Raw genomic sequence first — 18,126 nt, 5'->3', positions numbered from 1 at the left:
TTTTAACATAAGACTATGAGTGAACAACTGAAGAAAGTCAAAAATCTCGTCGAATTGCGCCAGAAAGCGCGTCTCGGCGGCGGCGAGACTGCTATTGAGAAACAACACGCCAAAGGCAAAGCCACCGCCCGCGAGCGTATCGACCTCTTGCTCGACAAAGGTTCGTTCGAAGAAATGGATATGTTCAAACTCCACCGCTGCCACAACTTCGGCATGGAGAAGAAACAATTTTTAGGCGATGGCGTGGTTTGCGGCTCAGGCACCATCAACGGCCGCCTTGTATATGTTTACGCACAGGACTTTACCGTGAACGGCGGATCGCTCTCCGAGACCATGGCTGAGAAAATCTGCAAAGTCATGGATCAGTCCATGAAAATGGGAGCTCCCTGCATCGGTCTCAACGACTCGGGCGGCGCACGCATTCAGGAAGGCATCAACGCACTGGCCGGTTTCGGCAATATTTTCCAACGTAACATTGAGGCTTCGGGAGTAGTGCCGCAAATCTCAGGCATCTGCGGCCCCTGCGCCGGCGGTGCCGTATACTCCCCTGCCCTCACCGACTTTGTAGTGATGCTAGAGGGCGTGAGCTACATGTTCCTCACAGGTCCGAAGGTAGTCAAGACAGTGACAGGAGAAGACGTGACGCAGGAAGACCTCGGCGGCGCAGGCGTACACTCCACCAAGAGCGGCGTGTGCCACTTCACAGCCAAGACAGAGGAAGAGTTCGCCTCACTCATCCGCCGGTTGCTCTCCTACATCCCCCAGAACAACATGGAGCGCGCTCCCCGCATGGAATGCACCGACCCCATTGACCGCAAGGAAGACAGCCTCAACGAAATAATTCCCGACAACCCGAACATGGCCTACGACATGTACAAAGTCATAGGCGCAGTGGTGGACAACGGCGAGTTCCTCGAAGTGCAACGCAACTTTGCCCGCAACATCATCATCGGCTTCGCCCGCTTTAACGGACAAAGCGTAGGCGTGGTGGCCAACCAGCCCAGCGTATACGCCGGTGTGCTCGACTGCAACGCCTCGCGCAAGGCCGCCCGTTTCGTGCGCTTCTGCGACTGCTTCAACATCCCCATCGTTTCCCTCGTCGACGTGCCGGGCTTCCTTCCCGGAACAGGTCAGGAGTACAACGCCGTTATCGACCACGGCGCCAAGTTGCTTTTCGCTTACGGCGAAGCCACGGTACCCAAAGTAACCGTAACACTCCGCAAAAGCTACGGCGGCAGTCACATCGTAATGGGCTGCAAGCAGCTCAAGGCCGACCTCAACTACGCATGGCCGTCGGCCGAAATAGCCGTAATGGGCGCCAGCGGCGCTGTAGCCATCCTCAGCGCCAAAGAGGCCAAGAACCACGAAGATCCCAAGGCTTTCCTCGCACAAAAGGAAAAGGAATACAACGACCTCTTTACCAATCCCTACAAGGCAGCCGAATACGGCTACGTGGACGATGTTATCGAACCGCGTAACACCCGCTTCCGCATTTGCCGCGCTCTGGCACAACTTGAAAACAAGCGCGAGACCCGCCCTGCACGCAAGCACGGCAACCTGCCTCTGTAAAACAAAATGTCACACCCCGGCCGGCAACCTGAAAGTTCTTTGACCCTCAGGACTGCCGGCGGGTAAAAACAACAGACCAAATGAAGACATTCAAATATACCATCGGTGGCAAAGAGTTCTGCATCCGTCTTGACGAAAAACAAGGAACCATAGCTGACTTTCTGGTGGACGGCTGGCATCCTCAGGTAGGAGAAAGCGAAATGCCCGCCTACGCGGCCGTAATTGCTCTCGCGCTCATTGAGCACGAAGTGGAGATTGTACACGACGAGGAACCGGGTGTCATTACTCTAGCCAGCCGCAACAGCGACTGGAGCCATCCGTCACTGCTTATGACCACCATCTGATAGGATCTACTCCCAAAAATAAAACATACCCACAGCAATGAAACAATACAAATATAAAATAAACGGTGCCCAATATGATGTAACCATCGACAGCATCGCCGGCAACATTGCCAAAGTTGAAGTCAACGGCATTCCTTTTGAAGTGGAAATGCAAGGCTCTTCCCTCGTTGAAGAAGCTCTTCCCGTTCAGGTGGCCGATGAAGCGTCAGTCACAGCCACTCCGGCACAGGCCGCACCGAAGGCAGAAACTCCGGCACCCGCCGCTGCCGCAGGCCCGGGAACAGGCGCCCCAGTAAAAGCTCCGCTCCCCGGCGTTGTGACAAAAGTTCCCGTCACCGTTGGACAAACCGTAAAAAAAGGCGAGACGGTTCTTGTACTTGAAGCCATGAAGATGGAAAACAACATCACAGCAGAGGCAGACGGTACAATAACGGGTATATGCGTAGCTGCAGGTGACAGTGTTATGGAAGGCACGACTCTGCTCACCATCGGCTGATTACCTTAAAATTCATTCCCCCGAAAAGAAAAGAACACCAATAGGTGGTTCACCTCCAGAGAACTGCGATATCTCCATGACACAATAAACAATCATGGGAATATCGCATGTTCTTTTTTTCGTTTTCAACATCCACAAACCGAAGCAATAGAAAACAAACATCAAACAGGTAAAGGAATACAAATAAATCTATTTTGAAAACTCAACTCCACACCATAAAAGCAAAACAGTTATTACCGATTATTAACGAAGAGCAATACTTAAACATTTGGGAGTTAGCAATATTCTTCGTATCTTTGCAAGAAAGAAGACAAACTTGTAAAAAGTACAATTATGCTTAACGAAAAAGTAGAAAAGGCGCTCAACGCCCAAATCAATGCCGAAATGTGGTCAGCCTACCTATACCTGTCCATGGCAGCCCACTGTCACGCCCAAGGCCAGAACGGCATGGGTAAATGGTTTGAAGTACAATTCAAAGAAGAACAGGACCATGCCCAAATTCTGTTCAATTACATAGTACAGCGCGGCGGCAAAGTAACGCTTCAAGCTATCGAGCCGGTTCCAACCACATGGAATTCCATACTCGAAGTATTTGAAAGCACGCTCGCACACGAACAAAAAGTAACAGAACTTATCAATAATCTTTTCGCACTGACTTTGCAGGAAAACGATTTTGCCACACAAAGCATGCTCAAATGGTTCATCGATGAACAAGTTGAAGAAGAAGACAATGCACAGACCATTATCGACAACATCAGAATGATAAAAGATAATGGTTACGGTCTCTACATGCTCGACAAAGAACTGGGATCACGCGCCTACACACCGGCCTCCCTGCTGACAGAGAAATAAAATATCAGTTACTGATAATTTTTTATCGGTCAATCATTGCACATAAACGTAAGGAACGCGCCTTTTCAAGCGCGTTCCTTACGTTTACGAATGTTAATCAACAGAGCAAAACATATATTTATTACAAAAAAATACCTTATATGGCAAAAATATCCTATTTTTGTACTCGAAACTACAATAGCAAGGGAGATAGTGCACCCTTACTAAAATGTAAGGGCGTTATTTCCACATACTTATGTGTGATATAAACGTTATTTTTTAATATTCAAAATTTACAGAATGGAGAATACCAACAACGCCACTATCGAAAAAGAAGAAGCACAACTTATTCCACTTTTACGTCTCTGTCTGGGACAATTGAAAGCCCATTGGGTGTGGTTCCTTTTTTCCGTTATCGCGTGCGCCGCACTAGGGTTTCTGTATTTGCAATGCCAACCGCGGATTTACCAGCGACAAGCCGTCATACTTCTTGAAGATACCGACGGGCGTTCAGCTATGGGCCGTAAAGCCAGCAGTAGCATGAACACTCTTTTGGAGCTCAATGGAATTAGCGTAGGCGATAACCTCAAGAACGAAGTCTTCATTCTCAGTTCACAACGCATCATGGAGCGCGTGGTAGACAGTCTGCACCTCGATGTGGATTATACCATCAAAGAATCACTTCACGAAGTGTCGCTCTACCGTAACCGCCCTTTCCGGATAGAGTTCTCCTCTGAATGTCAAAGACCGGAGAAGTTTGAAGTAGTGAAAACCGGCGACCGCAAATTTGCTCTTTCCAATTTTGAAAGAGGAAAAGACAAATACAAAGGAAAAGTAAGCATTGCTGTTGGCGAAACAAAAAAAACCCCGCTTGGCAACCTCCATCTCATAGCCGACACCTATATCGACAAAATGCCGACAGGCGAGACCGTTACAGTAACACGCCTGCCAAAGAAAATGGCCGCAGCCTCTTATTGTAAACAGTTCAGCGCCGGCGAATATGATAAAAAGGAAAGTTCGCTGATCATTTTAGGCTGTGAGGACATTAACGAGACGCGTGCCGAAGATATCATCAATGTTGTTTTCGATGCTTACAAACGTGATATCGTGGCCAATAAGAACCGCGTAGCCAATAACACCGCTATTTTTATTGACGAACGTATCCGCATCATTGATGGTGAGCGTATCGCCTCACGCGACCAGATGGCAAAATTCCTTAGTGACAACAAACTGACGGACTTTGAGCAAAGCGCCCAAATGTATCTGACAGAAAGCAGTGCAGCCCGCAAACAGCGCCTTGAACTGGAAACCCAGGTTGCCGTAGCGCGTTATCTCACACAGTATCTCCAGAACAGCAGCAAACGGAACGAAACGGTGCCTGTGCTTTCATTGCCGGAAGCCTCTTTCACTCCTCTCATCGGAGAGTATAACAATCAGATGCTTGAACGTAACCGCATAGCCGGAAATACCAGCGAGACGTCTCCTACGATCCGCGAGATCGACAACCGTCTTGCCTCAATGCGTTCTTCCCTTTTGGCCTCCATCCAAAGCTACGTCAAATCCGTGGAGATGGAATTGAAAGAAGCCGGTCAGAACGAAGCTGCCATCAACAGTCAGGTGGGCAGCCTTCCGGAAAAGCAGAAAGTAGGCTTAGACATCAAGCAACAACTTGAATTAAAGAACACGCTGTACACCTATCTGCTCAACAAGCGTGAAGAAGTAGCCCTTCAGATGGCCATCAGCGAGGCCAATGTACGCTTGGTAGAAGGCCCGCTGGGAAGCCCGCTCCCAATCAGTCCCCGCAGTAACATCATCCTGGTTATCAGCGTAATCATAGGTTTCTTCATACCTTCTTTGGTGCTGTGGATAAGATATATGCTTGATGTGACTATATCAACCCGTAAGGAAATAGAAGACGCCACCACCATACCCATCGCCGGCGATATACCCCGATGGGACGAAGGCAACGAGCGTGCACTCATCGCAGATGTCAGTTCAGACATGCCGATTGTGGAAAGTTTCCGTGTGTTGCGTTATGGTCTGAACTTCATGCGCCACAGCGCAAAAGTTTACATCGTCACATCTTCCACTCCCGGTCAGGGAAAGAGTTTCATCTCCACCAATCTGGCTTATATCCTCAGCCGTGCCCAAAAGCGTGTGTTGCTCATAGATGCCGACATCCGCAAACGCACCACAACCAAAGCGCTTGGCAGCAGTGCCGGTCTGACAGCTCTTCTCATTGACGAAGAAAACGAATTACAACTGGAAGACTGCATCCTGAAGAACGTCCAGAATACTGGAGTAGACTTCCTACCGGCCGGAAAAATGCCACCTAACCCGGCAGAGCTTCTCATGGGCGACAAGCTTGACGATATCATCGATGAGGCCAAGCGTCTTTACGACTATGTCATCATTGATACCACGCCGACGCTTTCCGTGGCCGATGCCGGTATTGTCAACCGCGTAGCGGACCTCACCATCTTCGTGCTTCGTGTCGGCGTACAAGACCGTGGATTCCTGCCCGAACTGGAGAAGATGTATCAGGCCAAGAAATTCCGCAACCTCTGTATTGTCATCAACGACTCCGATGTTAAACGCGGATACGGTTATGGCTATGGATACGGTTATGGCTATGGATACGGTTATGGCTATGAAAAGAAGAAGAAAAAGAAGAAAGGATTCGGCATCTTCCGAAGAAAATAAAAACGATCAACGGTTCTCAGCAAGAGACTGTCAGCACGGCGGAGAGTCCTCCCCGGGCAATTGAAATACAAAAGGTTCCGTAGTGCGGCGCATTACGGGACCTTTTGTATTTAGTGACCAAAGAAACAGAAAAACAGGATATGCCACCATATTGCTTTTTCCTTAACTTTGCATCCATGAAGATTTGGAAACTGACTTTAATTCATATTCTAGCAACTATCACGTTACAAAGTTGTGAAATAATAGACTATCATCCTTATAGTGCCGATTTTGACGGAGCGCGCAACATTAACGCCGACAACATCGCGCGTATAGAAGCGGCTATGGCCGGACGCGACTCTTTGTGTTTTGCCGTCATCAGCGACACACAGCGCTGGTATGACGAGACAGCCTCAGCCGTCAGAAGCATCAATGCCCGCAACGACATTGATTTTGTCATTCACTGTGGCGACCTGACCGATTTCGGCGCCACCAGAGAGTTTGAGTGGATGCGTGACGAGTTGCAGAAACTTTGCCCGCCATACGTCTGTCTGATCGGTAACCACGACTGTCTGGCCAACGGCACCCATGTTTTCAATGCCATGTATGGCCATCCCAACTTCTCGTTCACTGCCGGCGACACACATTTTGCCTGTTTCGACACGAATGCTCTGGAATACGACTATTCCACTCCCGTTCCCGATTTCTCGTTTCTCAAGAGAGACAGCGAAAGCCTCCCTCCCAATGTGCGGCGCACAGTCGTAGCCATGCATGCGGCCCCCTTCACAGACCAGTTCAACAACAATGTGGCAGAACATTTCCAAAACGAACTCAAAACCTATCCGGGTCTACAGTTCTGCCTCAGCGGTCACCGCCATTCCACCACCGTTTTCCAACCCTTCGACGACGGTGTGACATATTACGAATGCGCCTCGGCCAAACAGCGCGAATATCTGGTCTTCACCCTCACGCAGAAAGGAGGTGTACGCTATGAAGTGGTGGTTTATTAAATGCCTGCTCGCAGTCTCTCCCGCCTGTCCGGCAGCGAGTTTCGGGCCGGCAACAGCCGATACGCCCATTCTCACGCATACCGCCGGTGCAGATACCATTCTGCCGTCCAAAACTTCAGAGCCGGACTTCCCAAGCCCGACCGTAAAAAAGAAAAAACAGACAGCCTACGAACGGCACACCAGCCGCATGAAACGTGACTGGGCCAAAATGGCCCCCAACCAGACCACGGTGCAATTTGCCGGCAGCATAGGCGTCTGCGCTCTTGGTGTCGGCTGGCACTACGGTCGCGGCAAACGATGGGAAACAGAGCTGCTATGGGGATATGTACCCAAATGCAACGGCAGCGAGAAACATCAGACACTGACAGCCAAGCAACGTTTCGTGCCCTGGCTTCTCCCTCTTTTCGGGAGTCACCGCTGGGAAGCGGAGCCGCTGACAACGGGCATTTTCGCCAGTACTATTTTCGGAGAAGGATTCTGGCGTCACCAGCCGTCGAAATACACCAAAGGCTATTACGGCTTCAACACCAAACTGCGCTACAATGTCTTCATCGGCCAGCGTCTGCGCTACAATATTCCGCGCCGCCACCGTAACTTCAGCAAGAGCATCTCCCTTTACTACGAACTCAGCACCTGCGACCTCTATGTCGTTTCGTCTGTCCCTAACAGACACGTTGGCTTCACCGACATCCTTTCGTTGGCATTAGGTCTGCGCATGGAATTGTTTTAAGGCTTTCCCCATTGTTTTTTTTACCGGCCGGCAACGTGCCTATCCTCCATGAGAAAAACAAGCTACCGGCATTTTAACATAATTTGCTTTCCGCCTGAAAATTCCGTATCTTTGTAATAGCCAAGCGGGACATTCCTTGATGAAAGTCCCGCTTTTTGTATGTTTATCAGGCTATTGCGGTATTATTTACGGAGTATTTCTTGTAAAAAATGTCCGTATTGCAATTTAAAATGCAAGTATTCGCGTTAAAAATCCAATACGGACTTTTTCTCCTCCACTACTATCAACCTATATTTTAACACTCCGAAATGTTGCGGAAAGTTAAATATGTTAAAGTCTACGGGCTTCCTCATCCTCTCTCCTCCATCCGCCGGTGTCCCTCATTCTGGCAGTGGAAAACCCAAACGCCGGCCTCCGGTTAAGACAGGCAGACGGCATCACCTCCCCCACACAGTCCGGTATACAAAAAACCTCCGGCATGTCCTCCTACAGAGGCCGGCATCACCACGTCCGCACCATAGATTAAAGGAATAGGTCCAGCGGTTTCTTAAAAATCACAAACACCTGCATAGCAGAATGTTACTACGCTAAAACAACGCCCAACGTGTCCTCTGCCTGTTTTTTTTAGAAACTTTTAGCCGGAAACTTTCCCCCACCCAAGAAAAAAAACATAACTTTGTCCTAGCTTAAAACAAGGAGCGTATGGCAACAATACATGACCCCATAAAGGCCGAAATAGCCGCCGGACACACTTCTGCCGCCCTCGCCATGATAGACGAACGCATGGCACACGATGATGAAGCAGACAGAGCCGGCCTGCTCTACCTCAAGGGGCGTGCATACATGAAAGCAGGCGTGTGGCACAAAGCCATGAATGCTTTCATGCAGGCCGAACAGCTTGATCCGCAAAGCCCGGCCGCCGAGGCACGGGGCATGCTGGAAGACATTCTGGACTTCTACCACAAGGATCTCTACAACCCTTGAGAAGAAAATGAAGGCCGGACTGAAAACGGACATTACTTACCGACACACTTACATATAATGAGTAAAATAAAAGGAGCTATCGTTGTGGATGAGGCACGCTGCAAGGGATGTAATCTCTGCGTCACGGCTTGTCCCACACATACACTGGCACTGACAACCGGCGAAGTCAACCACAAAGGTTATGCCTTTTGCCGCGACGTGGCCGGCGCCTGCATCGGCTGTGCCTCGTGTGCCATCGTCTGTCCCGACGGATGCATCACCGTCTATAGAAAAAAAATGGACTGACCCCGCCGGACGTCTACCCTTTCACCGCTCACCGCTTTTAAAAGCCAGTAACAATGAACAACGAAATATTATTGCTCAAAGGCAACGAAGCCATAGCCCATGCCGCCATACGTTGCGGCTGCGACGGCTACTTTGGCTACCCCATCACACCGCAGAGTGAAGTGCTGGAAACCTTGGCCGAACTGAAACCGTGGGAAACCACCGGCATGGTGGTGCTGCAGGCCGAAAGCGAAGTAGCCTCCATCAACATGCTCTATGGCGGCGGAGGTACGGGCAAGCGCGTCATGACCTCCTCGTCGAGTGTGGGCATCGCCCTCATGCAGGAAGGCATCAGCTACATGGCCGGAGCCGAAGTGCCGGGCCTCATCGTCAACGTACAGCGGGGCGGCCCCGGACTAGGCACCATACAGCCCTCTCAGAGCGACTACAACCAGGCTACACGCGGCGGAGGCAACGGCGACTACAACGTCATTGTGCTGGCTCCCTACTCCGTGCAGGAAATGACAGACTTCGTGGATTTAAGTTTTGAACTGGCCTTCAAATACCGCACTCCCGTCATGATGCTTTCCGACGGCGTTATCGGACAGATGATGGAGAAAGTGGTGCTGCCGCCCTTCAAGGCGCGACGCACGGAAGAGGAAATAGCGCAGGAATGCCCGTGGGCCTCCAACGGACACGGTCTCCGCCAACGCGGCGTGAACGTTATCACATCGCTGGAACTCGATCCGGCCATCATGGAGCAAAGAAACTTGCACCTACAGGCCAAATTCAAGCGAATAGAAGCCAACGAAGTACGCTACGAAATGATAAACTGCGATGACGCTGACCTCATCATCGTCGCATTCGGCTCAGCCGCCCGCATTTCCCAGAAGGCCATGGAAACAGCCCGCAAGCAGGGCCTGAAAGTCGGCATATTCCGCCCCATCACCTTATGGCCGTTCCCCTCTAAGGAGATAGCCGCCCTGGCCGCTCACGCCAAAGGCATCCTGACGGTAGAGATAAATGCCGGACAAATGGTATTCGACGTACGCGCGGCGGTAGAAGGCCGCATTCCGGTACACCACTACGGCCGCCTGGGAGGCATAGTGCCCGACCCCGACGAAATCGTAACGGAACTGGGCAAATTCTGAATCCGCCAAAAACGCTCACACATGCAGAACAACGACAACGACATACTGGAACGCCTCAAACACCCGGAACGGGAGCCCGAAAGGCGCCGGACAGGCCGCAACCTGTTCCTGCGCAACGTGCTCAACGCCGTGTTCATGATTATGGCCGTTGCGGCCATGGTGGGCATAGCAGTCAACTGGGACAGCCGCGAAGACGCCATGTGGTGTTACATACTTGGTCTGCTGGCGGTGGTTGTTAAAATGGCCGAGGCCCTGCTGCGCATGCCCGACCTGCTCAAAAAACCTCAGCAGCCGCGAAAGAGATACTGACAAGAACAACAGCCGACTACCGGAATGACATTCCGTCAGCCGCCACAACCAAGGGAACAGACCCTGGGGAGGCAAGCCTTCCGGAACGGCCAACTTCATGATACACCCCTTCATTATGAACGAACAAAACAAGCCGGCCATTGCCAACGGAACTGCCGCGAATATCATCAGTCCGGAAAATCTGGTCTACCGAAAACCGGAACTCATGAACGATGTCAGCATGCACTACTGCCCCGGTTGTTCCCACGGAGTGGTACACAAACTTATAGCTGAAGTCATCGCCGAAATGGGTCTGGAGGAAAAAACCATCGGCATCAGCCCCGTAGGCTGCGCCGTCTTTGCCTACCGCTACATCGACATCGACTGGCAGGAAGCCGCCCACGGCCGCGCACCGGCCCTGGCCACAGCCTGCAAACGCCTTTGGCCCGACCGCCTTGTATTCACCTATCAGGGCGACGGCGACTTGGCATGTATCGGCACGGCCGAAACAATACATGCACTCAACAGGGGCGAAAACATCACCATCATCTTTGTCAACAACGCCATTTATGGCATGACGGGAGGGCAGATGGCACCGACCACACTCATGGGCATGAAAACAGCCACTTGTCCTTACGGCCGCGAAGCCGAACTCCACGGCTATCCGATAAAGATAACAGAAATAGCGGCACAACTTGAAGGAACTGCCTACGTCACACGTCAGAGCGTACACAACGTAGCAGCCATCCGCAAGGCGAAAAAGGCCATCCGCCACGCCTTCGAATGCTCCATGGCAGGCAAAGGGTCCAATCTGGTGGAAATAGTAGGCACATGCTCGTCCGGATGGAAAATGACACCCGTGAAAGCCAACGAATGGATGGAACAGCACATGTTTGACTTCTACCATACAGGCGATTTGAAAGACAAGGAATAACTTTTCCCAATTGACATGAAACAGGAAATTATCATATCGGGCTTCGGCGGACAAGGCGTGCTCTCCATGGGCAAAATCCTGGCCTACGCCGCACTCATGGAAGGCAAGGAAGTGACATGGATGCCCGCTTACGGTCCGGAACAGCGGGGCGGAACGGCTAACGTTACCGTCATCGTCAGCGATGAAAAAATTTCGTCACCTATCCTCAGCAGTTATGACACGGCTATCGTTCTGAACCAGCCCTCTCTCGACAAATTCGAGCCGAAGGTAAAAAGCGGTGGTGACATCATTTACGACAGTTTCGGTATTCTCGACAAACCCACGCGAACTGACATAGCAGCCTACCATATCAACGCCATGGAAACAGCCGGCGAAATGAAAATGATGAAATGCTTCAATATGTTCGTATTGGGCGGACTGCTGAAAATACATCCTATAGTCAAACTTGAAAGCGTTATGCAGGCCCTGAGGAAAACCCTGCCAGAACGTCACCATAACCTCCTGCCTATGAACGAACAAGCCATCGTCAAAGGAATGGAGCTGCCGCAACTCAATGGCTAAACAAGAAAAAAGCTCACGGCCATACCGTGATTAAAACAACTCAACATGGCAAACCGAAAACATCTCAAAAAAAGCATCAAAGCCGTAACATCCGAACTATTGGCCGACTGTGTGATGCTCAGCCTGTGCCAACAAGGCCAGCAGGAAGTAATCGACCGTATCATGGCCGAAATACTGGAACTACACAACGACTACGTTGCCCGGATCAGCCATACGGAAAAAGGACAAGAGAAACTCTTCTACAAAAAACTACGTGAAGAATTTGCAGCCAAGGTCTGCGATTTGAGCGAACGCCTCATCAAGGCATGACAAATACGCGTTAGAAGTTTATGCTCCCGAAACGTTTAACCAACACTCGGACGGCGTAAACTTTTAATGCTTGTAAAAAAATCAATTCCACGGCTTTCATGTCACATCCAATCAGCCGCTTCATCTTATTCAAGCTCCTAGGCTGGAAAGAGCACGTCACCGTGCCACACCACGACAAGTGCATCATTTGCGTTGCACCCCACACCAGCAACTGGGACTTCATTATCGCACAACTCTATTATCGCGCCATTGGCCGCCGTGCCGGTTTCCTCATGAAAAAGGAATGGTTCTTCTGGCCTCTTGGCCCTATTTTCCGCCGCATGGGAGGCGTACCCGTAGAACGTAGCCGCCACACCAGCATGACCGATTTGCTGGCCGAGCGCCTACGGACAGTCTCACATCTGGAACTGGCAGTAACGCCAGAAGGTACCCGCTCACGCGTAACAACCTGGAAACGAGGTTTTTACTATATTGCCCAAAAAGCCGCCCTACCCATCATGCTCTATGCCATCGACTATGAGCACAAAACAATAGTCTGCACAAAAACAATATTACCATCAGGAAATATAGAAAATGACATGCGGGAAATCATGGACTATTATCGGCCTTACAAAGGACTCCACCCGGAAAAATTCGCCGTGGAAGAAACAATTCCCGACACGAAAACCTGAACAAAAGCAAACTGTTTTTTGCAGAAACAAAGGGAGCGGCAATGCGCGTTATCAGAAAAGGTAAAAGCATCAGCACAAAAAAATCGTCAATAAGACGTTATAACAACACAAAAACCTCCCACTATGCAAAGAATATACCAGTTCCTTTTATTCCTTATTCTTATCATCAATTCCGTACATGCGCAGAACGACACGGAATTACATGAGGCTGTCGGTAAATATTTCACGGCTTACCGCCTCTCCGGCTATTCCCCCCGCAACCCGATGCGTGCCGACAGCAGTAAGGTTGACAACAATAACCGCACCTTATTAATATACGCCAACGAATCCTTTTGCTCCCAACTTTTTACTCCGGAAAGCATCACTCGAATCTACAAGGATTTAAAAAGACAATTGCCTTCGCCCTATAACAACTACCATATCACCATCAGCGACAAAAAAGGGCGCACGATAGAGGATTTCATCCCCAACACCTTGCGCACCGGCAACGAAGACCGCTCACGGCTATGGGAAGGCATAGACTATACCGGTCAACCCTGGGTGACAAACATCTCCCGCCCTTACAAAATAACACATGGATTAGCCAACCGCCATCTCGTAGTAAATGCCAGCCACGGCCGTTACTACAAAGAAGGGCGTTGGCTATGGCAACGCCCTTTTCTATTCTGCACTGCAGAAGACTTGCTAACACAGTCATTCGTCTTCCCCTACATCATTCCAATGCTTGAAAACGCCGGAGCGATAGTATTCACGGCACGTGAGCGCGACATACAGACTGCCGAGGCCGTAGTCGACAACGATGCCAAAACCGCTTCGGGCATTTATGAAGAGACATCAGCCGACAAGTCTAACGGCTGGTCTACCGTTGACGGTGTCAGCGGTTTTGCAACTTTATCCACCGTTCTCAACGATTCCATAGAACCATTCCTGCAAGGCACTGTCCGCCAAATATCCGCCGTAGCGCATCAGTCCCGCCTGTCGCAAGCCGCATGGATACCCACCATACCACGCACCGGCCGTTACGCCGTTTATGTCAGCTATGCCTCGCTCCCGAACAGTGTGCCCGATGCCCACTACACAGTATTCCACAAAGGTGGATCCACCCATTTTATTATCAATCAACAATTTGGCGGCGGCACATGGGTTTATCTCGGTACTTTTGACTTTAATGAAGGCACTCGCCGCGAAGGTTGCGTCGTTCTGAGCAACCAAAGTAACTTTAGCGGTGTTGTGACTGCCGATGGCGTACGTTTTGGTGGTGGCATGGGGCAAACCTCACGCGAGACATCCGGTACCAGTGCCGTGCCCCGTTTCCTTGAGAGTGCCCGTTATCAGGCGCAATGGAGCGGGTTGCCCGACAGTCTTTTCCGCCGTGGAAACACCTCAAACGACTATAACGATGACCTTCGCAGCAGATCCTATCTGACAAACAATTTCGGCGGCGGCAGTATTTACATGAACGGCATTGAAGGCAAAGGCATTCCTTTCGAACTCTCTCTGGCCGTACACAGCGATGCCGGCGTCAATCGCGAGAACGGCATCTACGGTACATTGGCAATCTGCACTACGGTAGACGGGCTTGGCGCCACAACCTTTCCGCCCGGCATGTCGCGAAAAGCCTCCCACGACTTTGCCGCCACGCTTCTTAATACGGTATCGTCAGACCTTTCCAAGACTTTTTCCACCACCTGGACGCAACGTGAAATCTGGGACCGTAATTATGCTGAGACCCGTACTCCCGATGTGCCTTCAGCCATACTAGAAATGTTCTCACACCAGAACTTCACCGACATGAAGTATGCCCACGATCCCACGTTCAAGTTCTTCATGTCCCGCGCTGTGTACAAAGCCATTTTACGCTACGTCAACAACCTTCACAGTGTCAAGGACTATGCCGTACAACCACTTCCGCCCCATGCCTTCGCCGCCAGACTCACAGAAAACGGCATGGCCGAACTCTCCTGGCAGCCCACGGAAGACCCTCTAGAGCCATCGGCCCGCCCATCGGCTTATGTGGTTTACACAAAAACCGGGGACGGCGGTTTCGACAACGGGAAATTGATAGAAGGCGGTGTTACACGCATAACGTTCCCTGTGAATGCCGGAACGACCTATGCTTTCAAAGTAACCGCCGTCAATCAAGGAGGCGAAAGTTTCCCTTCCGAAATTCTCAGTCTGCGCCGTGCCCAAACGGCAGTAGCCAAACAGATTCTCATCGTCAACGGCTTTGACCGCCTGAGCGGGCCGGCGTGGGTTGAAAGGAATGACAGCCTGGGCTTTGACCTCGATGAAGATTTGGGCGTTGCCTACGGATATGCCACCGCCTTTTCCGGACGTCAGTTCAACTTCAACGCCGCCTCAACGGCAGAGGAAAGAACCGATGCGTTGGGATATAGCGGCACAGAACTGACAGGAAAGATCCTAGCCGGCAACACGTTCAACTACCCCTTACTTCACGGCCAAGACATAGCTGCGGCCGGCGACTACAGTTTCTCATCATGCAGCCGAGAGGCCCTTCTCAACGGATCCGTCAACCCCGAGAACTATCACATGATAGACTACATCTGCGGTTTGCAACGCGATGTCCCCCACAACCTGTTTCCCTATAAAACTTTCGACAGGGAAACGCGCCAGCTCCTCACCCGCTACCTCCACAAGGGCGGCAGCCTGCTCGTGAGCGGCAGCTACATCGGCAGCGACCTTATGCAAAAAGACGAACGCCGTTTTGCCACCGATGTTCTCAAATATATACCTGCCGGTACAGCCCGCTCAGACTCTACCACCTACGTACGCGGCCTTAACCTCGTAATACCTATTCGCCGCACGCCGTCGGCGGAGGGATATGCTGTTACCGCGCCCGATGTCATCCTGCCTTCAGGCAAGAACACATTCTCCGCCTTTGCCTATGGCGGCGGACTATCGGCCGGCACAGCCTATGCCGGACACGACTACCGCGTGATAGCCATGGGATTCCCCTTCGAAAGCATCACCGAATCCTCAACGCGAGGCATGGCCATGGGAGCCATCATCCGTTTTCTCACAGACAAGTGACCACCGGCATAGTAACAGACTGCGCGATCCTACGGCAAAGGGGCTATAAGGGATAGCGAAGAACTACTTCCCGCTCCCGGACTCTTTCCTGAGACATATCATCAACTGAGCATTGCTTTTTCAACCGACCTGAGTGGTTGAAAAAGCAATGCTCAGTTTTGTTCTTATCAAGTATCCCTCTGCATGAACATACGCCCCGCCTGTCCTTTTATTCCTCCCGCGAATGGTGCGTACCGGCCATACGTGCAATAGCAGTCCGGCAATGTTCCATGAGCCATTTGGGAGTCGACGTTGCACCGCATACTCCTACGCTTCCAGCCCCATCAAACCATTCCGCCTTCAGGGCTGCCGGCGTGTCAACGAGATAAGCCCTCGGGTTAATCTGCCGGCAGGCTTCGTAGAGCACACGCCCGTTGCTGCTCTTGAGACCGCACACAAAAATAATCACGTCATGGCGGGCGGCAAAGGCACGTATGTTAGGCAGGCGGTTGGCCACCTGCCTGCAAATGGTGTCGAAATATCGGAACGTGGCCGGCGGCTGTATATGGACCGTAATGTAGTCCACAATCTGCCGAAAGCCCTCAAGCGGCTTGGTCGTTTGTGAAAAAAGGCAGATGCTGCGCGAAAAATCCAACCGGCCGGCCTCTTCCACACATTCAATGACAATCGCCTCACCTCCCGTCTGCCCCACAAGCCCCATCACCTCAGCGTGTCCGCGTTTGCCATATATAACGATTTGAGGCCGTTCCGGCTCAGAGTAAACGCGCTTGATGCGCCGTTGCAGTTGCAGTACCACGGGGCATGTGGCGTCAATGATGTCTATGCCGTTGCGCGAGGCTATGGCATAAGTCTCAGGCGGCTCGCCGTGGGCCCTGAGCAGCACTTTCCGGTTCCTCAGGCGGCAGAACTCCTCGTGTCCAATGGTAGTAAGCCCCAACGACCGTAGGCGCTCACATTCGCTGCCGTTGTGCACGATGTCCCCCAGACAGTATAGCTGTCCGGCTTTGAGTTCCTCTTCAGCCTTACCGATGGCCGTGGTCACACCAAAGCAGAATCCCGAATTGTCATCAATTTCTATCGTGAGCATATCATTTCTTTTTGAAACCTACCGCTACAGCCACACCGCAATCTGGTGCACATGCCTCATGCCATGTCATCTGTTTTTTCCTTAAACCGTTCCATCAGCCATGCCTTCTGCTGCGCAACCGTCAGCAGGGAATTGTCGAGCAGGAGCGCGTCAGGAGCCTGACGCAAGGGAGCCACCTCACGGTGGGAATCAATGTAGTCACGCTCCTGCACGTTACGAAGGATGTCATCATAGTCGGCCGCCATTCCCTTGGCTGCCAGCTCGTCATAGCGGCGGCGCGCGCGTACCTCGGCCGATGCCGTTACGAAAACCTTGAGTTCAGCGTCAGGAAACACCACAGTACCGATGTCACGCCCGTCCATCACAAGGCCCCGCTCACGCCCCATGGCCTGTTGCTGGCGCGTAAGAGCCTCGCGCACGAAGGGTAACGCAGCCACCGGACTGACATGGGCCGAAACCTCCAGACCGCGGATGTCGCGCTCCACGCATTCGCCGTTCAGGCACACCAGCGGCAGGCCGGTGGCTTCGTCAAGCCTGAAACTGACGGTCACTTCGGGCATCAGCGTTTCGAGACGTGCGGCATCAATGCCTCCATCGGGCGAGAACAGCCCCTGACGAAGCGCAAAAAGCGTTACGGCACGGTACATTGCCCCCGTATCCACATAAATGTAACCAACCTCACGGGCCAGGTCCTTGGCCATGGTACTCTTGCCACACGACGAATGCCCGTCGATGGCCACTATAATTTTTCTCATTGCGTCAACAATTACTTATCTGTTAATAGCGGGTGAATGCCGTCTCTTCCAGGCCGCGTGGCACCTTGTCGGCCGCAATAGCTCCAGATTCGAAAAGCATCGTCAGGCAAAGTTAGACAATATAAACGAAACGGCCATCATTACGGTCCAATTATGCGCTCCCCACCGATTCCCCTATTGGGCATACCTCGACGGCACGCCCGCCCTACCGCTTTCCCACTTTAACGTTTTTAACTTTCCGCAACACTTCAGAGTGTTAAAATATAGGTTGATAGTAGTGGAAAAGAAAAAGTCCGTATCGGATTTTTAACACGAATACGGGGAATTTGAATTCGAATACAGAGAATTTTCGGAAAAAACGGGTCAAGCCGAAAACACGGTGCATGAATTTTGAGAAAAGTGTTAAATT

The 18,126-nt window shown here is 51.4% G+C and carries 18 protein-coding genes; 16 read left to right on the top strand and 2 right to left on the bottom strand.

Going from position 1 to position 18,126, the window contains the following annotated elements; translation table 11 throughout:
* The first annotated feature begins 15 nt into the window (after nucleotides 1-15).
* The 16 genes from C5S62_RS10890 to C5S62_RS10815 all read left to right on the top strand — a co-directional run bounded on the left by C5S62_RS10890 (nucleotide 16) and on the right by C5S62_RS10815 (nucleotide 15,875).
* Nucleotides 16-1,569: an acyl-CoA carboxylase subunit beta gene (locus C5S62_RS10890; RefSeq protein WP_104405403.1), complete on the top strand. Its 1,554-nt coding sequence runs from the start codon at nucleotides 16-18 to the stop codon at nucleotides 1,567-1,569.
* A gap of 80 nt (nucleotides 1,570-1,649) precedes the next feature.
* Complete coding sequence (locus C5S62_RS10885) at nucleotides 1,650-1,913, top strand: hypothetical protein (protein WP_104405402.1); 264 nt, start codon at nucleotides 1,650-1,652, stop codon at nucleotides 1,911-1,913.
* Nucleotides 1,914-1,950: 37 nt separating this feature from the next.
* The gene (locus C5S62_RS10880) at nucleotides 1,951-2,409 is read left to right on the top strand and encodes a biotin/lipoyl-containing protein (protein WP_104405401.1); all 459 of its coding nucleotides are present in this window, start codon (nucleotides 1,951-1,953) and stop codon (nucleotides 2,407-2,409) included.
* Between the two features lie 333 nt (nucleotides 2,410-2,742).
* Complete coding sequence (locus C5S62_RS10875) at nucleotides 2,743-3,261, top strand: ferritin (RefSeq protein WP_104405400.1); 519 nt, start codon at nucleotides 2,743-2,745, stop codon at nucleotides 3,259-3,261.
* 279 nt (nucleotides 3,262-3,540) lie between these two features.
* Nucleotides 3,541-5,943, top strand: coding sequence for a polysaccharide biosynthesis tyrosine autokinase (locus C5S62_RS10870; RefSeq protein WP_104405399.1), 2,403 nt, complete (start codon nucleotides 3,541-3,543; stop codon nucleotides 5,941-5,943).
* Between the two features lie 176 nt (nucleotides 5,944-6,119).
* The gene (locus C5S62_RS10865) at nucleotides 6,120-6,932 is read left to right on the top strand and encodes a metallophosphoesterase (protein WP_104405406.1); all 813 of its coding nucleotides are present in this window, start codon (nucleotides 6,120-6,122) and stop codon (nucleotides 6,930-6,932) included.
* Nucleotides 6,913-7,662, top strand: a complete 750-nt coding sequence (locus C5S62_RS10860) for a hypothetical protein (RefSeq protein WP_104405398.1) — start codon at nucleotides 6,913-6,915, stop codon at nucleotides 7,660-7,662. The genes C5S62_RS10865 and C5S62_RS10860 overlap by 20 nt, the downstream gene beginning before the upstream one ends.
* 702 nt (nucleotides 7,663-8,364) lie before the next feature.
* Nucleotides 8,365-8,646, top strand: coding sequence for a hypothetical protein (locus tag C5S62_RS13955; protein ID WP_223301225.1), 282 nt, complete (start codon nucleotides 8,365-8,367; stop codon nucleotides 8,644-8,646).
* A 57-nt stretch (nucleotides 8,647-8,703) separates the two neighbouring features.
* Nucleotides 8,704-8,931, top strand: coding sequence for a 4Fe-4S dicluster domain-containing protein (locus tag C5S62_RS10850; protein WP_104405397.1), 228 nt, complete (start codon nucleotides 8,704-8,706; stop codon nucleotides 8,929-8,931).
* Nucleotides 8,932-8,984: 53 nt separating this feature from the next.
* Complete coding sequence (locus tag C5S62_RS10845) at nucleotides 8,985-10,061, top strand: 3-methyl-2-oxobutanoate dehydrogenase subunit VorB (RefSeq protein WP_104405396.1); 1,077 nt, start codon at nucleotides 8,985-8,987, stop codon at nucleotides 10,059-10,061.
* Nucleotides 10,062-10,082: 21 nt separating this feature from the next.
* Nucleotides 10,083-10,370: a hypothetical protein gene (locus C5S62_RS10840; RefSeq protein ID WP_104405395.1), complete on the top strand. Its 288-nt coding sequence runs from the start codon at nucleotides 10,083-10,085 to the stop codon at nucleotides 10,368-10,370.
* Nucleotides 10,371-10,485: 115 nt separating this feature from the next.
* Nucleotides 10,486-11,283 carry a thiamine pyrophosphate-dependent enzyme gene (locus C5S62_RS10835; protein WP_104405404.1) on the top strand — a complete coding sequence of 266 codons (798 nt, stop codon included), beginning with the start codon at nucleotides 10,486-10,488 and terminating at the stop codon, nucleotides 11,281-11,283.
* Between the two features lie 15 nt (nucleotides 11,284-11,298).
* Nucleotides 11,299-11,844 carry a 2-oxoacid:acceptor oxidoreductase family protein gene (locus C5S62_RS10830; protein WP_104405394.1) on the top strand — a complete coding sequence of 182 codons (546 nt, stop codon included), beginning with the start codon at nucleotides 11,299-11,301 and terminating at the stop codon, nucleotides 11,842-11,844.
* Nucleotides 11,845-11,889: 45 nt separating this feature from the next.
* Nucleotides 11,890-12,153, top strand: coding sequence for a hypothetical protein (locus C5S62_RS10825; protein ID WP_104405393.1), 264 nt, complete (start codon nucleotides 11,890-11,892; stop codon nucleotides 12,151-12,153).
* Between the two features lie 98 nt (nucleotides 12,154-12,251).
* Complete coding sequence (locus tag C5S62_RS10820; protein ID WP_104405392.1) at nucleotides 12,252-12,824, top strand: 1-acyl-sn-glycerol-3-phosphate acyltransferase; 573 nt, start codon at nucleotides 12,252-12,254, stop codon at nucleotides 12,822-12,824.
* Nucleotides 12,825-12,947: 123 nt separating this feature from the next.
* Nucleotides 12,948-15,875, top strand: coding sequence for an N-acetylmuramoyl-L-alanine amidase (locus C5S62_RS10815; protein ID WP_104405391.1), 2,928 nt, complete (start codon nucleotides 12,948-12,950; stop codon nucleotides 15,873-15,875).
* 208 nt (nucleotides 15,876-16,083) lie between these two features.
* Here C5S62_RS10815 and C5S62_RS10810 read toward each other — a convergent pair whose 3' ends face one another.
* Both C5S62_RS10810 and cmk read right to left on the bottom strand, forming a co-directional pair.
* Nucleotides 16,084-16,962 carry a 4-hydroxy-3-methylbut-2-enyl diphosphate reductase gene (locus C5S62_RS10810; protein WP_104405390.1) on the bottom strand — a complete coding sequence of 293 codons (879 nt, stop codon included), beginning with the start codon at nucleotides 16,960-16,962 and terminating at the stop codon, nucleotides 16,084-16,086.
* A gap of 56 nt (nucleotides 16,963-17,018) precedes the next feature.
* Nucleotides 17,019-17,717: a (d)CMP kinase gene (cmk, locus tag C5S62_RS10805; RefSeq protein WP_104405389.1), complete on the bottom strand. Its 699-nt coding sequence runs from the start codon at nucleotides 17,715-17,717 to the stop codon at nucleotides 17,019-17,021.
* Nucleotides 17,718-18,126: the final 409 nt, after the last annotated feature.

This window comes from Prevotella sp. MGM2, assembly GCF_002933955.1.
Taxonomy (GTDB): Bacteria; Bacteroidota; Bacteroidia; order Bacteroidales; family Bacteroidaceae; genus Alloprevotella.
Note: the sequence above shows the minus strand (reverse complement) of the source record. Positions and strands in the feature narration are given on the sequence as shown.

Bases quoted from the DNA above. Each gene is read 5' to 3' on its own strand.
- C5S62_RS10890 (WP_104405403.1), top strand. From the start codon at position 16: ATGAGTGAACAACTGAAGAAAGTCAAAAATCTCGTCGAATTGCGCCAG.
- C5S62_RS10885 (WP_104405402.1), top strand. From the start codon at position 1,650: ATGAAGACATTCAAATATACCATCGGTGGCAAAGAGTTCTGCATCCGT.
- C5S62_RS10880 (WP_104405401.1), top strand. From the start codon at position 1,951: ATGAAACAATACAAATATAAAATAAACGGTGCCCAATATGATGTAACC.
- C5S62_RS10875 (WP_104405400.1), top strand. From the start codon at position 2,743: ATGCTTAACGAAAAAGTAGAAAAGGCGCTCAACGCCCAAATCAATGCC.
- C5S62_RS10870 (WP_104405399.1), top strand. From the start codon at position 3,541: ATGGAGAATACCAACAACGCCACTATCGAAAAAGAAGAAGCACAACTT.
- C5S62_RS10865 (WP_104405406.1), top strand. From the start codon at position 6,120: ATGAAGATTTGGAAACTGACTTTAATTCATATTCTAGCAACTATCACG.
- C5S62_RS10860 (WP_104405398.1), top strand. From the start codon at position 6,913: ATGAAGTGGTGGTTTATTAAATGCCTGCTCGCAGTCTCTCCCGCCTGT.
- C5S62_RS13955 (WP_223301225.1), top strand. From the start codon at position 8,365: ATGGCAACAATACATGACCCCATAAAGGCCGAAATAGCCGCCGGACAC.
- C5S62_RS10850 (WP_104405397.1), top strand. From the start codon at position 8,704: ATGAGTAAAATAAAAGGAGCTATCGTTGTGGATGAGGCACGCTGCAAG.
- C5S62_RS10845 (WP_104405396.1), top strand. From the start codon at position 8,985: ATGAACAACGAAATATTATTGCTCAAAGGCAACGAAGCCATAGCCCAT.
- C5S62_RS10840 (WP_104405395.1), top strand. From the start codon at position 10,083: ATGCAGAACAACGACAACGACATACTGGAACGCCTCAAACACCCGGAA.
- C5S62_RS10835 (WP_104405404.1), top strand. From the start codon at position 10,486: ATGAACGAACAAAACAAGCCGGCCATTGCCAACGGAACTGCCGCGAAT.
- C5S62_RS10830 (WP_104405394.1), top strand. From the start codon at position 11,299: ATGAAACAGGAAATTATCATATCGGGCTTCGGCGGACAAGGCGTGCTC.
- C5S62_RS10825 (WP_104405393.1), top strand. From the start codon at position 11,890: ATGGCAAACCGAAAACATCTCAAAAAAAGCATCAAAGCCGTAACATCC.
- C5S62_RS10820 (WP_104405392.1), top strand. From the start codon at position 12,252: ATGTCACATCCAATCAGCCGCTTCATCTTATTCAAGCTCCTAGGCTGG.
- C5S62_RS10815 (WP_104405391.1), top strand. From the start codon at position 12,948: ATGCAAAGAATATACCAGTTCCTTTTATTCCTTATTCTTATCATCAAT.
- C5S62_RS10810 (WP_104405390.1), bottom strand. From the start codon at position 16,962: ATGCTCACGATAGAAATTGATGACAATTCGGGATTCTGCTTTGGTGTG.
- cmk (WP_104405389.1), bottom strand. From the start codon at position 17,717: ATGAGAAAAATTATAGTGGCCATCGACGGGCATTCGTCGTGTGGCAAG.